The organism is Streptomyces sp. NPDC005266 (assembly GCF_040607655.1).
GTDB lineage: Bacteria > Actinomycetota > Actinomycetes > Streptomycetales > Streptomycetaceae > Streptomyces.
Map to the genome: position 1 here is coordinate 82,134 of NZ_JBEXHC010000029.1, position 13,241 is coordinate 95,374.

The window sequence follows — 13,241 nt, forward strand, 5'->3', positions numbered from 1 at the left end:
GGAGTCAACTGTCACTCAACCTGTCTGCAACCTGCCCGCGTTGAACGCTTGAGTAGCTTGACAGTCCGGGTCCGGCCAGGTTTGGGTTGCCACTAAAGCGGGAGTGGGCAAGGACGCAGCCCTGCACGCCGTGCGGAACAAGGAGTGATTGGTGACCCGCAGCTCCCCAGGCTGTCCCCCGACGTCACAGGCGCTGGACAGCGACTTAGCAGCGCGGGTCGCGCGCTCCGCACTGGCCGCCGACGGAACGGTCACGAATCGGTGGGGTTTTCACCAGTGGTTCGCCGAGTACACTGCCGGCGACTGGTCAAGGGTGAGCGAGATACCCTTCAGCGGACTGGTCGGCTGGCGATTCCAAAAATCGACCGGAAATCTAGTGCACGACTCGGGCCGGTTCTTCTCGATACAGGGCCTGCGAGTGCGGAGCGGCCAAGGACCAATCCGCGGGTGGTCACAGCCGATCATCGTGCAGCCGGAAGTCGGTGTACTGGGCATCCTGGTCAAGGAAGTCAAGGGCGTCCTGCATTGCCTCATGCAGGCCAAAATGGAGCCCGGAAACCACAACGGTATACAACTTTCACCCACCGTGCAGGCAACCCGGAGCAACTACACGGGGGTGCACGGCGGTAAGCCGGTACCGTATCTCGAATTCTTCCGCAGGCCGCGGTCCCACCATGTGCTGGCCGACGTGCTCCAGTCCGAACAAGGCTCCTGGTTCCACCGGAAACGCAATCGCAACATGATTGTCGAAGTCTCCGAGGACGTCGAACCGCTGCCCGGTTTCTGCTGGCTGTCGATCGGCCAGCTGTACGAGTTACTCCGCACCGACGATCTGGTGAACATGGACGCCCGCACGGTGCTGTCCTGCCTCCCGCTCGCGGGCCGCGGCCTCGCCGGCACCCACGCCGCCGGCGGCGGCACGTTCCGGACCGCGCTCCTCAGGTCGCTCAGCGAGGACGAGGCCACCCTCCACACCACCCGCCACATCCGGAGCTGGATCACCGACGCCCGGGTGCGCGTCGAGATCGACGCCACCCTCATCAACCTCGACGACGTCCAGGGCTGGCAGTGGTCCGCTGACCGGATATCGCATGAGACCGGCCTGTTCTTCGACGTCATGGCGGTGGACGTACACACCGGCAACCGTGAAGTCGGCGGCTGGACCCAGCCGATGATCCATGCCCGGGACCTCGGCGTCGTCGCCTTCCTCGTACAGCGGATCGACGGGGTGCTGCACGTCCTGGTCAACGTCAAGGCGGAGCCGGGCTTCGTGGACGTGGTCGAGCTCGCCCCGACTGTGCAGTGCACCCCCCAGAACTACCAGGCCCTGCCTCCCGAGGCGTATCCGCCGTTCCTGGACGAAGTGCTCGGCGCGCCCCCCGACAGCGTCCGCTTCGACACCACGCTCTCCGAAGAGGGCGGACGGTTCTTCCGCACCCGCGGCCGCTACATGATCGTGGAGGTGGCCCCCGATCGCGACATGGCGGTCCCCGACGACTTCTGCTGGGTGACCCTGCATCAACTGGCCCAGCTCCTCCAGCACAGCCACTACGTGAACGTCCAGGCCAGGAGCCTCACCACATGTCTGCACAGCCTGATACGCCAACCGGAAGGGTGCTGAGCGATGAATAGGTCCTCCGAGTCAGCCCCCCTCCGCGTCGGTGTCCTCGGCGCGTCCTCGATCGCCCGGCGGCGGGCGCTCCCCGCGCTGCGGGACGTCCCGGACACCACGATCGTCGCCATCGCCAGCCGCGACCGGGATAAGGCCGAGGACTTCGCCGCCGAGTTCGGCTGCGCCGCCGTACAGGGCTATGAGCGGCTGATCGACGACGAGGACATCGACGCCGTCTACGTCTCGGTACCCAACGCCCTGCACTACCCGTGGGTGCGCGAACTCCTCGTCCACGGCAAGCACGTACTGGCCGAGAAGCCGCTCACCACCACCCCGGCGGACACGGCGGACCTGGTACGGCTGGCGGCGGAGCGGAAACTCGTCCTGCGGGAGAACATCGCGTTCGTGCACCACGGACTGCACCGGCGGGTGGCCGAGCTGCTGGCGGCCGGCCGCATCGGGGACCTCCGCCACGTCGACGCCTCGTTCTGCTTCCCGCCGCTGCCCCCCACCGATGTGCGCTACCGGGCGGAGCTCGGCGGAGGCGCGCTCCTCGACGCCGGGATCTACCCCGTCCGGCTCGCCCAGTACTTCCTCGGCGACGATCTCACCGTCGCCGGTGCCGCCCTGCGCGACGATCCGGAGGCCGGGGTCGACGTGGCGGGCAGCGCCCTGCTCATGGCGGCGGCCGGGGAGACCGCGACGCTCACCTTCGGCTTCGAGCACAGCTACGGCGCGAAGTACACCCTGTGGGGCAGCAAGGGGCGGCTGACCGTCGACCGGGCGTTCACCCCGCCGCACACCATGTCGCCCCTGGTCCGCATCGACGAGCAGGACCACGCCGAGGAGATCGTGCTCCCGGCCGAGCACCAGTTCGCCAACTCGGTGGCCTCCTTCGCCCACGCGGTACGGCAGACGTGGGCCACGGGGGCGGACTCCGGCCACGCCGACTGGGCCGACACGACGATCCGCACCGCCGAACTGCTCGCCCGGATCTCCGAGTCCGCCCTGCGCGTCACCGCGCGGAAGCGGACCTGATGGAGATCGTCGGCAGGGGATTCATCGCCCGCAACCTGGCCGGCATCGCCGATCGGCACCCGCATGCCACGGTACTGGCCGCCGGGGTGTCCAGCACCGGCGTCCGGGCCCCGGAAGAGTTCGCCCGCGAAGAAGCGCTGGTGCGCGAGACCGCGCGGCGCTGCCTGCGCGAGGGCCGGCGCCTCGTCTTCCTGTCCAGTGCCTCGCACGCCATGTACGGCATCACGGACACCGCCGTCAGCGAGGACACACCCGTGGCCCCGCCCTCGCCCTACGGCGAGCGGAAGCTCATGCTGGAACGCGCCATCGCCGAGACCGGGGCTCACTGGCTGGTGCTGCGCCTGAGCCACGCGGTGGGCCGGTGGCAGCGGCCCCACCAACTGCTGCCGTCCTTCGTCGGCCAGATCCGCGAAGGCAGCGTCACCCTGTACCGCGACACCCACCGCGACCTGGTGGACGTGGCCGACGTGGTCCGGGCGATCGACGGACTGCTCACCGAGGATGTGCACGGCGAGGTGGTCAACGTCGCCTCGGGCACACCGCGGCCGGTCGAGGAGCTGATCCGGGGCATCGAGCGGCGCATGGCGGCCCGTCCACGGCACGAGGTGGTCGACGTGGCCCCGACGGTGACCCGGGTCTCGATCGACAAGCTGTGCGGGCTGCTGCCCGGGATGCGGTCGGTCACCGACCCCGGTTATCTCGACCGGATGCTCGACCGGTACGTCCCGTACTACTGATACGTCCCGTGCTCCTGAGCGTGCCCGACCGGCACCCTCTCATCAGACACTCTCGTACGGAGGAGTCATGCACGTCTCGCTGGTCGTCACGGGGTCCCGTGGCGACGTCCAGCCCTTCATCGCGCTGGGGAGGGCTCTGCGGTCCCGGGAACACACGGTGACCCTCGCCACCCATGAGGACTTCGCGGCTCTGGTCCGGGAAGCCGAGCTGGACTTCACCGCGCTGCCGGGCAGCCCTCGTGACTTCCTGCAGCATCCGGCCCTCGCCGAGGCGCTGCAGCAGGGCGCCTCGCTCTTCCGCGCCGCCCGCAAGGTGCCGCGGCAGAGCGCCGAGCACCACCGCGAGCTCGCCGCCCGGGTCGCGGAGGTGTCCGCGGGCGCCGATCTGGTGGTGAACAGCATTCTCAGCCGGATCATGTTCGAGGACGACGGCAGCACCCCGTGGTGCTCGCTCAGCTGGTGGCCGCTGAATCCGACCGCCCAGTGGCCGGCGATGATGGCCCCCCAGGTCAGGCTGGGGCGACTGTACAACCGGCTGACCCACCGCATGGCGGGCATGCTGGACTCGGTCACCATGCGCAACTTCCGCAAGGACGCGGGGCTGCCGCAGCTCCCCTTCGGCGCGCCGTACGGCAACCTGGGCCGGGAGGTCCCGCTGCTCTGCCCGGTGAGCCGGACGCTGTTCACGGAGCCCGCCGACTGGCCTGGGCTGTCGCACATCACCGGCTACTGGTTCTGGGACCGGAAGTGGGCCCCCTCCCCCGAGCTGGTCGAGTTCATGGAGTCCGGCACTCCCCCGGTGACCTTGTCCTTCGGCAGCATCTGGCCGGTGCACCCGCCCGCCAAGACCCTGGAGAAGGTACTGAACGTCGTCCGCTCCCACGGCCGCCGGCTCGTCATGGTGGGCGGGGGCCCGGACTCCGTCCCGGACGACGTGCTACGGGTCGACGACGCACACTACCCTTGGCTGTTCCCCCGCTCCTCTGCCGTCATCCACCACGGCGGCTGCAACACCACCGGAGAGGCGCTGCGCTCCGGTACGCCCCAGGTGGTGGTGCCCACGTTCGCGGACAGCCCGTTCTGGGCGGCACAGGTCCATGCTCTGGGGGTCGCGGCCAAGCCCATACCCTTCTCCAAGTTCACCGCCGAGGCCCTCGACGAGGCACTGGGCGTCGCCCTGACCGACGAGCTGCTCCGCGCCAAGGCGGCGAAGATCGGCGAGTCCGTGCGGACCGAGGACGGCACGGGCAAGGCCGTCGACATCCTGGAGGAGTGGGTGCGGCGCTGGCACGGTCGGCGCTCGACGGAAGCCGCGGCGTGAGGTCCTGACGTCCTGACGGCCGCCGGCCGCGGGCCGCATCGCCGGGCCTCGGGCCTCGGGCCTCGGGCCTCGGGCCGCGGGCCTCGGGCCTCGGGCCGCACCGCCGGGCCGGCGGTGCGGCCCGGCCTCAGCACCGTCCGAGCTCAGGGGGTGGGGTCATCGAACTGCTCAAGGAGAACGTCGACCGGTGTGCGCACCCCGCCGGCGGACATAACGTTTTCGAGGGGCTGTTCGGTCCAGATGACCTTGCCGCCGGGTGTGTACCGGGTCCCCCATCGCTGAGCGAGCTGCGCCACCAGGAACAGCCCCCGCCCACCCTCGTCCATGGTCGCCGCCCGCCGCAGACGCGGCGAGGTGCTGCTGCCGTCCCACACCTCGCAGGTCAGACTGCGCCCGCGCAGCAGCCGTACCCGGATCGGAGGCGATCCGTAGCGGATCGCGTTAGTGACCAGCTCGCTGACGATAAGTTCCGTGGTGAACACGACCTCCTCCAGCCCCCACTCACGCAACGTCTCGTTGCAGCGCTCCCGCACCCAGGCCACCGCCACCGGGTCCGGTGGCACGTCCCACTCCGCCACGCGCGACCGCGGCAGCAACCGGGTGCGCGCCACCAGCAGCGCGATGTCATCGGAGGGGTGTGGCGGCATCATCGCGTCCATCACCGCCCGACAGATCTCATCGGGAGTGCCCGCCGCGGCCCGCTCCAGCGTTCGGCGCAGCGCGGCCAGCCCGATGTCGATGTCGCGGCCCCGGTCCTCCACCAGCCCATCGGTGTACAGCACCAGGCGTGAGCCCTCGGGCAGGCACAGCTCGGCCGTTTCGAAGGGGTAGCCGCCCAGTCCGAGCGGGGCCGAGGCGGGCACGTCCGGACAGGTGACGGTCCCGTCCGGGTACACCACCACCGGGTCGGGGTGTCCTGCGCGGGCCGCCGTGCAGGCCCCTGCCACCGGGTCGTAGATGGCGTACAGACATGTCGCTCCCGTCACCCCGTCCTCGGCGGTGCTCTCCTCGCTGTCCATGCGCACGACCAGGTCGTCCAGGTATCCGAGCACCTCGTCCACCGGGAGGTCCAGCGCGGAGAAGTTCTGCACCGCGGTGCGCAGCCGTCCCATCGTCACCGTCGCATGCAGCCCATGGCCGACGACATCGCCCATCACCAGCGCCACGCGTTCGCCGGGGAGCGGGATGAGATCGAACCAGTCCCCACCCACCCCCGCCTCTGAGGGCAGATACCGCCAGGCCACCTCCAGTGCGTCCTGTTCCGGCTGCCCCCTCGGCAGCAGACTCCGCTGCAGCGTTACCGCCATCGCATGCTCCCGGGTGAACCGCCGCGCGTTGTCGATGGCCACCGCCGCCCGCGCGGCCAGCTCCTCCGCGAAGGACAGGTCCTCCCGCTCGAACGCCGACGAATCCCCCATCCGGTAGAAGTTCACCACGCCCAGCGGCACACCCCGGGCCTGCAGCGGCACGGTCACCAGCGAATGCAACCCGTGCTCCAGCGCCCTCCGGGTGCCATCCGGACCCTGCTCCTGCCACCCCGGCGCCCGCCGCAGGTTCGCCACCAGCACCGCCCGTCCCTGCTCCAACGCCTGCATCTGCGGCGCGGCCGGGGAATACGTGATCTTCTCGCCCACCGGGCACAGCGGCACCTCGTGCTCCTCGCCGCTGATCGCCGCACGCCGCAGATGCCACCTCTGCTCCGCCGTGGGCTCTTCCCCCCGCATCACGGCATCCAGCAGATCCACCGTGGCGACATCCGCGAAGCGCGGTACCGCGACCTGAGCCAGTTCCTGTGCCGTACGCGCCACATCCAGCGTCGCCCCGATCCGCACCCCCGCCTCATAGAGCAGCCGCAGCCGCGCCCGCGCCACCTCGGCCCGCCCCGTCACCGCCGCCAGTTCCGTGGTGTCCCGCAACGTCACCACGCTGCCCGCACGGGCCCCGTTCGGGAACGTGGGCCGCTTGTTCACCACCAGCAACCGGTCCTCCGCCAGATGCACCTCGTCCGTGACCGCCTCCTCCGACTCCAGCATGCGCACGATGTCCTCCGGCAGCCCCAAGTCGCGCACATACCGCCCCTCCGCATCGGCCGGCAGGCCAAGCAGCCGCTTGGCCTCGTCGTTGACCAGCAGCAGCCGCCCCTCGGCGTCGGTGATCAGCACTCCCTCCCGCACCGCGTGCAGAACCGCGTCGTGGTGCTCGTACATCCGCGTCATCTCCGCCGGACCCAGGTCATGCGTCTGCCGTCGCAGCCGCCGGGACACCAGCACTGTCCCGGCGGTAGCCACGGTCAGCGCGCCCACGCCCGTGCCGATGGTGATCGGCAGCTTCGGCATCCACAGTTTCGCCACGTTGTCGACCGTGATACCGGCGGAGACCAGGCCGACCACCGCGCCGGCGTCGTCGATCACCGGGACCACTGCCTGGACGGCCGTTCCGCGACCGGTCGGCAGGCGGGGTCCACCTGCCCGCTCGACAGTGGTACGGCCTTCCAGCGCCGGTCGGATGTTGCCGATGAACTTCTTCCCGATCTCGGACGGATAAGGGTAGGTGTAGCGAATCCCTTTTCTGTTCATGACAACGATGTAGTCCACACCCGCACGCTTGCGAGCCGCTTCCGCGCGCGGCTGCAGCACCACCGTCGGATTCCGCCTGCGCAGCGCCTGAACCACGCCCGGAGCATTGGCGAACGCCTGGGCCACGGCGACCGACTCCCGGCGCCCCTGCCGCAGGGCGTCATGCGCCGACTGGAACACCACAGCCGTCAGCACGGCCGCCACCAGCAGTACGGCCGTAATGACCTGAATGAGGAACATCTGCCCGGCGACACTGCGCAGGTTCAGCAGGGACTCCCGACGATCGCGCGATGGCCCGCCGAACGGGCGATGCAGCGACGTCCGAAATAGTCGGGAAGATTCCTTCATGACCACATTCATAACACCCGTGCGTCCCCCTGACCGTCGAAGCGCCCAGGGGGACGCTTCGACGGTCGTTCATGACGGATCCCGCGCTTGGGCCCCGCACCTGCCGTGTGCGCGGGTGCGGGGCCCAAGACGACGCGGTTGGTGCCGGGTCAGCTCTGTCCGGCTGATTTACGGCGCTTCCACCACACCACCGCCGTGGGCCGCCCCTTCGGATTCTGGAACCACGCCCGCTGGCCGAGGTACCAGATCGCCGTCCAGTCGCCCTCGCGCCCGGCGACCGCGAACTGCTGCCCGGTGGTGGCCGACCGCCACCGGCCGCGACCAGAGCCGCGGCGATACCGGCGATCAGGCCGACCTGGGCGCCGGTGTCGGCGGGCCGCCGCCATCGCCGTCCTGGGGCGGGGTGGTGTGCCCCCGCCGGTCGGTGCCGAGGTGGACGGAGCCGGGCCGGACCGCCGTACATGACGCAGCCGGGGGTGCGGGACGGCAACATCGCCTCCCCCATGGCCGAGCTGTTCGCGGCCTCGGTGATGGCCCGGGCAGGCGAGAGCGGAGTGCTGCGGGAGCGGCTGAGCCGGTATCAGAAAAGCCGATGAGCCGAATGGTTCAAGCGCCGTACGCCTCGGAAAGCAGTGCGTTCAGCGTCCGCGTGATGTCCTGCCGGAGCGCATCGTGCCGGGGGCCCAGCCGGTCTTCCGGGGCAAGCCTCTGGTCCCGTAACGCCACACGGGGCCGTGGAGAAACCGAGCAGGCCCCCAGTCGTAAAGAATCGTGCGCGCCCGTCCCGCTCCACATCGGACAGGTGGTTCGCCTCACCCGCGTACAGCAGCGGGCTATAGCCCGGAAGGTGTTGGTACCGCCGATTACGGCCCACTCGGTGCGCGTGCGGACCGGCACAGTCGGGTTCTCTCCGCGCTCGGCGGCCCGTATCCGATCCTCTGTCCAGTGCCTTACAGCCCTATGGATATCAGATTACGGTGGGGGCGAGTTCGGCGTCTCCAAGGGGCGTCGGGCCCATGCCGAGATGGTCACTTGGGGAATGTCGATGAAGGCTGGGTCTTTCAGCAGGTCGGAGAATGCAGCCAGATCCTTCTCCGTGATGAGGCCGTCGGCGATGAGGGCAGGCGCTGCCTGGGTGATGAGGGGCAACCAGCGGTCTGCGCCAAGGTTGCCCATGCAGCCGAGATTTCCGGAGTAGGACACTTCGCTCAGCCCGCTGCGGGCGAGGTGGGCAGGAAGGCTGCGTGCCCACGTCATGTCGGCCCCGTACTCGCCGTATTTCTGTTGATAGGCCGCCAGAATGCGCTGGACCAGCGGGAAGGGAGAGGTTTCGACCGGCAGGTGATAGGGCTCTTCGACGACGAGCCAGCCGCCGGGCGAGAGCCAGTCGGCCGCCCGCCTGATCACTTCGTCTCGCGTGGGCAGGTGGCAGAACAGGTAGCGGGCGTGGATGAGGTCGAAGCTGCCCGGCGCGTAGTCCTCGCGGGTGATGTCGGCTTCCTGAATCTCGAGATTCGCGGCTCGGCCGGCCTCCAGGTAGCGAATGTCGATGTCCGCGGCGACGACGCGTCCGTCCGGGCAGCGCTCGGCAAGCCAGTAGGCGATGGAACCGGCACCCGCTCCCAGTTCCAGGCAGTTCCAGGACGCTTCCACGGGAAGGTCCTGAATGAGGCCGATAGTGAAGGCGTCCACGTTGCGTTGGATGGACTCCAGACGACCACGCTCCCGCGCAGCGCCCTCATCCACCGTGCCGGTGCTGTGCGGGCTGGTGCCGACAGGCGGCTTGAGTGTCATGGGCGCTACCTCTTTCCCTGGTTGTGGCCAGGCACCACATCATCGTACGGATACCGCCGATCGGCTGGCGCTGTGCGGCGAACCAGTCATCTTCAGACCCCCGGGCGGTCTCTCCAGGACCCGGTGGGAACACTCCCCCCACCCCGAGAAGACCAGAGAGGGCACTGATGAGCGACGACTTCGTGCTGGACGTGAGCAGGATCCGCGACGAGGCCCGCCAGAAGATGGCGGCCGGGCCGGTGACGGGCGCCTACGGCTTGGACCAGGACCGGGTCATCGCCATCCTCAACGATGTCATCGCCACCGAGGTGGTGTGCTGGCTGCGCTACACCCGCCACGCCATCTCGGCCAGCGGAATCGACCGCGCCCAGGTGTCCGCGGAGTTCACCGAGCACGCGCGGGAGGAGATGCAGCACGCGCTGCGCGCCGCCGAACGGGTCTCCCAGCTCGGCGGTGACCCCGACTTCGACCCCGCCTCGCTGACCCAGCGCGCCCACACCGACTACACCACACCGGCCGACAACGACTTGAAGGCGATGCTGGAGCACAACCTGCTCGCCGAGCGCATTGTGATCACCAGCTATCAGGAGATCATCCGCTGGCTGGGCGACCATGACCCGACCACCCGCCGGCTGATGGAGTCGATCCTGGAGCAAGAGGAAGAGCACGCAGACGACCTGGTGGACCTGATCGGCGTCTGACGGCCGGCCAAGCGGGCCCGGCACAGCGGCGCGCGACGGTTCGCGCAAGGGGCTGCCGGAGAGGCACAGGTTCGACGCGTCAGCGGCGTCCCACCGACGCGGTCGTGCGCGCCATGCGCGCCGCCGTGGCCGCTCCGGACCAGCGGGGGGGACCTCACCGGCCATCAGCGCTCGGCCCTTGACGCCACCGGTCGCGGCCGCCCGAGCTCGGCCGCGGGCGTTTCAGCGACGAGCACCCCGGCCCCCACCTCGCCTCGACGCTGGCCAAGATCAGCAACGAGGGGCCTACGACCCCCGCCCCACGTGGCATGGTTCGGGCGGCAGCGCTGGCGGGGAGGGGTGCCGGTATCCGTGTCATAGCGGCACCCCTCGTCCTTCCGTCAGCCCGGCCAGGTGCCGGTCAGGCGGCGAGCGGTGGTGGCGCCGGCGCGTTCGACGGCGGCCCTGACCGCGGCGAAGATGGCGCCCCGCAGCGTGGCGGCCAGCAGGACCTCGCTCCAGGCCCGGTCCTCGTCGGTCGCATCCGGCGCGTCGTCGTCGTGTCCGAACCTCTTCCACGCCTGTGTGAACAGGCTGCCTGCGATCATGCCGCTGACGGCGCCCAGGGCGAGGCCGACCGGCTTGTAGCCGATCTTCGAAGCCTTCATGTGCTCAGCCCTTCTTGCGACGGAACGCCAGCCACACCACGATGGCGCCGGTGGCCACTGCGAGCAGCACCACGCGGTTGGCCTGCCCTGCCTCGGCGGCCTTGGCCTTCAGCTCGCCGGCCTTGACGGCGGCCTGTTCCTTGACCTCGGTGGCCTTCTCCTGGGCGCGGGCCTTGACGTCGGTCCGGGCCGCCAGCGCCTGCACTGTCTGCCCGAGCTCGTGACGGGTGTGCTCGACCTGTTCGCGCAGTTCCTCGGGGCTCGAGGCGCTGTGCTCCTCGTGAGGCGGCTGGGTCATCGACGCACACTCTCCTTGATCTCGGCCACGTCGGCCTTGACGCTCTCGACGGTCTGCTCCGGTGCCGGCGGTGCGGCCTGGCTGACCTGCTTCTTCCCACTCATGGCCAGCACGGCGGCGATCACACCCAGCACCGCGGTGACGATCAGCGCCGCCGCCCACACCGGCAGCGGCACGGCCAGGGCCGCGATCACGGTGGCCACCAGCGCCTCCAGCGTCAGGAAGCCGACGACGCCCGCGCCGCCGAACAGCCCGCCGCCCTTCCCGTAGCGCTTGCCCTTCTCCTGCATCTCCGCCTGCGCCAGCCTCAGCTCGCCGCGCACCAGCTCCGTCAACTGCTGCGACGCCCGCTGCACCAGTTCGCTCACCGGCTCCGAGCCGGCGCCGCGCGTGCTGTGCTCGGGTCCGTCGGAGTGCGGCTGCGTACTCGACACGGCGATCACCTCCCGTCCTTCTCGTTCGTACGGGCCGGGCGTGTCGTGGCGCCCGGCCATCCGGTGAGCGCGCGAGTACCCCGAACGGCCCGGTTCACGGCAGACGATAAGACCTTCTCGATCTGTCCCGGCAGAGCCGACAGCCATTCACCGTTCGTTGGCGCACCGTCAACTGCTTTTGTCCCGACGCTCCCTTACTGTCCTGCGCGTCCTGTCATCCGTCCGGGATGGCGGGAATACGTCACCCCCTGGAGTCACTGTGGAACGTCGCAATTTCCTGCGCGGAGCAGTCATCGGCACCTCAGCCGCTGCCTTCGGTGGCACCCTCATGCGGGGGGCGGCCTACGCCGCCCCGGCCCAGCCCGGTCCCGGCCCGTACGGGGCGCTGGGGTCCGCCGACGCCAATGGCATCCAGCTGCCCAGCGGTTTCAGCAGCCGCGTCATTGCCCGGTCCGGGCAGACGGTCGCGGGCACGTCATACACCTGGCACAACGCTCCCGACGGCGGGGCCTGCTTCGCCGACGGCAGCGGATGGATCTACGTCTCCAACTCCGAGATCAACCCCGGCGGCGGCGTCAGCGCCGTGAAGTTCAACTCCTCGGGCACCGTCACCGGCGCCTACCGCATCATGTCCAACACCCGGCAGAACTGCGCCGGCGGCAAAACGCCCTGGAACACATGGCTGTCCTGCGAAGAGGTCAGCCTCGGCTACGTCTACGAAACCGACCCGTGGGGCGTGAACGCCGCCACCCGGCGCGACGCCCTGGGCAGATTCAAGCACGAGGCGGCCGCGGCCGACCCGGTCCGCCGCGTCATCTACCTGACCGAGGACGAGACCGACGGCTGCTTGTACCGCTTCACTCCTGCCACATGGGGCAATCTGTCCTCCGGCACGTTGCAGGTGCTCAAGGCCGGTACGGGTACTTCCGGGTCGTTCACCTGGGCCAACGTCCCCGACCCCGACGGCTCTCCCACCGCCACCCGCAATCAGGTCTCCGGCGTCAAGCGGTTCAACGGCGGCGAAGGCTGTCACTACGCGAACGACACCGTCTGGTTCACCACCAAGGGCGACAACCGCGTGTGGCAGCTGAATCTGACGAACAACACCTACGAGCTGGCCTACGACGACACCCTCGTCACAGGCGGCAGCGCACCACTGACCGGCGTGGACAATGTCACCGGCTCCTCGTCCGGCGACCTCTTCGTCGCCGAGGACGGCGGAAACATGGAGATCTGCGTCATCACCCCGGATGACGTCGTCGCGCCGTTCCTCCGCATCACCGGCCAGTCCGGCTCCGAGATAACCGGTCCTGCCTTCTCGCCCAGCGGCAACCGCCTGTACTTCTCCTCGCAGCGAGGCACCACGGGGAGCTCCTCGGGCGGCATCACGTACGAAGTGACCGGGCCCTTCCGCACCTGACCGCGAACCGTGGTCCCGGACGCGGCCGGCGGCGGCGTCCGGGACCGTCGGCAGTGCGTCACACCAGGGCGGCCGTGAACAGGACGAACGCGCCGACAATGACGCCCACGCGGATGTGGTGGAAGCGGTACCACCGGCCGATCCGCTGCCGCCGGTCCGCGGGGAGGTTGCCGTGTCACCACTAGGGAGCGTATTCGGTCGTGATCAAGAGGCCGCTCGTGTGAGGTCCTTGATCCAGATCACGGAGGCCCGGAGGTGGAGTCCGGCGAGGTAGCTCCCCGGGGTCTTGTCGTAGCGGGTGGCGATGCCTCGCCA

Annotated in this window: 12 protein-coding genes; 7 read left to right on the forward strand and 5 right to left on the reverse strand. The window is 69.6% G+C overall.

Features of this window, described 5'->3' with window-relative positions; translation table 11 throughout:
• Positions 1–151: 151 nt before the first annotated feature.
• From ABZU99_RS32705 to ABZU99_RS32720, 4 genes are all read left to right on the forward strand, one after another.
• A complete protein-coding gene (locus ABZU99_RS32705; protein ID WP_356050277.1) occupies positions 152–1,621 on the forward strand; it encodes an NDP-hexose 2,3-dehydratase family protein in 1,470 nt (489 codons plus the stop codon).
• Positions 1,622–1,624: 3 nt separating this feature from the next.
• Positions 1,625–2,650, forward strand: a complete 1,026-nt coding sequence (locus ABZU99_RS32710) for a Gfo/Idh/MocA family oxidoreductase (RefSeq protein WP_356050278.1) — start codon at positions 1,625–1,627, stop codon at positions 2,648–2,650.
• Entirely contained in the window at positions 2,650–3,387 is a 738-nt protein-coding gene (locus tag ABZU99_RS32715) for an NAD-dependent epimerase/dehydratase family protein (protein WP_355955124.1), read from the forward strand. The genes ABZU99_RS32710 and ABZU99_RS32715 overlap by 1 nt, the downstream gene beginning before the upstream one ends.
• A 67-nt stretch (positions 3,388–3,454) precedes the next feature.
• Positions 3,455–4,708 carry a glycosyltransferase gene (locus ABZU99_RS32720; protein ID WP_356050279.1) on the forward strand — a complete coding sequence of 418 codons (1,254 nt, stop codon included), beginning with the start codon at positions 3,455–3,457 and terminating at the stop codon, positions 4,706–4,708.
• A gap of 143 nt (positions 4,709–4,851) precedes the next feature.
• Here ABZU99_RS32720 and ABZU99_RS32725 read toward each other — a convergent pair whose 3' ends face one another.
• Positions 4,852–7,524, reverse strand: a complete 2,673-nt coding sequence (locus ABZU99_RS32725) for a SpoIIE family protein phosphatase (RefSeq protein ID WP_355954545.1) — start codon at positions 7,522–7,524, stop codon at positions 4,852–4,854.
• A gap of 569 nt (positions 7,525–8,093) precedes the next feature.
• Between ABZU99_RS32725 and ABZU99_RS32730 the strand changes: the two genes are divergently transcribed.
• Entirely contained in the window at positions 8,094–8,228 is a 135-nt protein-coding gene (locus ABZU99_RS32730) for a hypothetical protein (protein WP_355954543.1), read from the forward strand.
• A gap of 376 nt (positions 8,229–8,604) precedes the next feature.
• Here the strand turns inward: ABZU99_RS32730 and ABZU99_RS32735 are convergent, their stop codons facing one another.
• Positions 8,605–9,426, reverse strand: a complete 822-nt coding sequence (locus ABZU99_RS32735) for a methyltransferase domain-containing protein (protein WP_356050280.1) — start codon at positions 9,424–9,426, stop codon at positions 8,605–8,607.
• Positions 9,427–9,593: 167 nt separating this feature from the next.
• On the opposite strand from ABZU99_RS32735, the gene ABZU99_RS32740 reads away from it, so the two are divergent.
• Complete coding sequence (locus ABZU99_RS32740) at positions 9,594–10,127, forward strand: ferritin-like domain-containing protein (protein ID WP_356050281.1); 534 nt, start codon at positions 9,594–9,596, stop codon at positions 10,125–10,127.
• Positions 10,128–10,507: 380 nt separating this feature from the next.
• Here ABZU99_RS32740 and ABZU99_RS32745 read toward each other — a convergent pair whose 3' ends face one another.
• Genes ABZU99_RS32745 through ABZU99_RS32755 form a run of 3 tightly spaced genes read right to left on the reverse strand, consistent with a single transcriptional unit; the run spans position 10,508 to position 11,440 of the window.
• The gene (locus tag ABZU99_RS32745; RefSeq protein WP_356050282.1) at positions 10,508–10,774 is read right to left on the reverse strand and encodes a DUF4235 domain-containing protein; all 267 of its coding nucleotides are present in this window, start codon (positions 10,772–10,774) and stop codon (positions 10,508–10,510) included.
• Between the two features lie 4 nt (positions 10,775–10,778).
• Entirely contained in the window at positions 10,779–11,072 is a 294-nt protein-coding gene (locus ABZU99_RS32750; protein ID WP_355954531.1) for a DUF3618 domain-containing protein, read from the reverse strand.
• Positions 11,069–11,440 carry a phage holin family protein gene (locus ABZU99_RS32755; RefSeq protein ID WP_356050284.1) on the reverse strand — a complete coding sequence of 124 codons (372 nt, stop codon included), beginning with the start codon at positions 11,438–11,440 and terminating at the stop codon, positions 11,069–11,071. The genes ABZU99_RS32750 and ABZU99_RS32755 overlap by 4 nt, the downstream gene beginning before the upstream one ends.
• 325 nt (positions 11,441–11,765) lie before the next feature.
• Here ABZU99_RS32755 and ABZU99_RS32760 point away from each other — a divergent pair, with 325 nt between their 5' ends.
• A complete protein-coding gene (locus tag ABZU99_RS32760) occupies positions 11,766–12,926 on the forward strand; it encodes an alkaline phosphatase PhoX (protein WP_356050283.1) in 1,161 nt (386 codons plus the stop codon).
• Positions 12,927–13,241 lie beyond the last annotated feature (315 nt).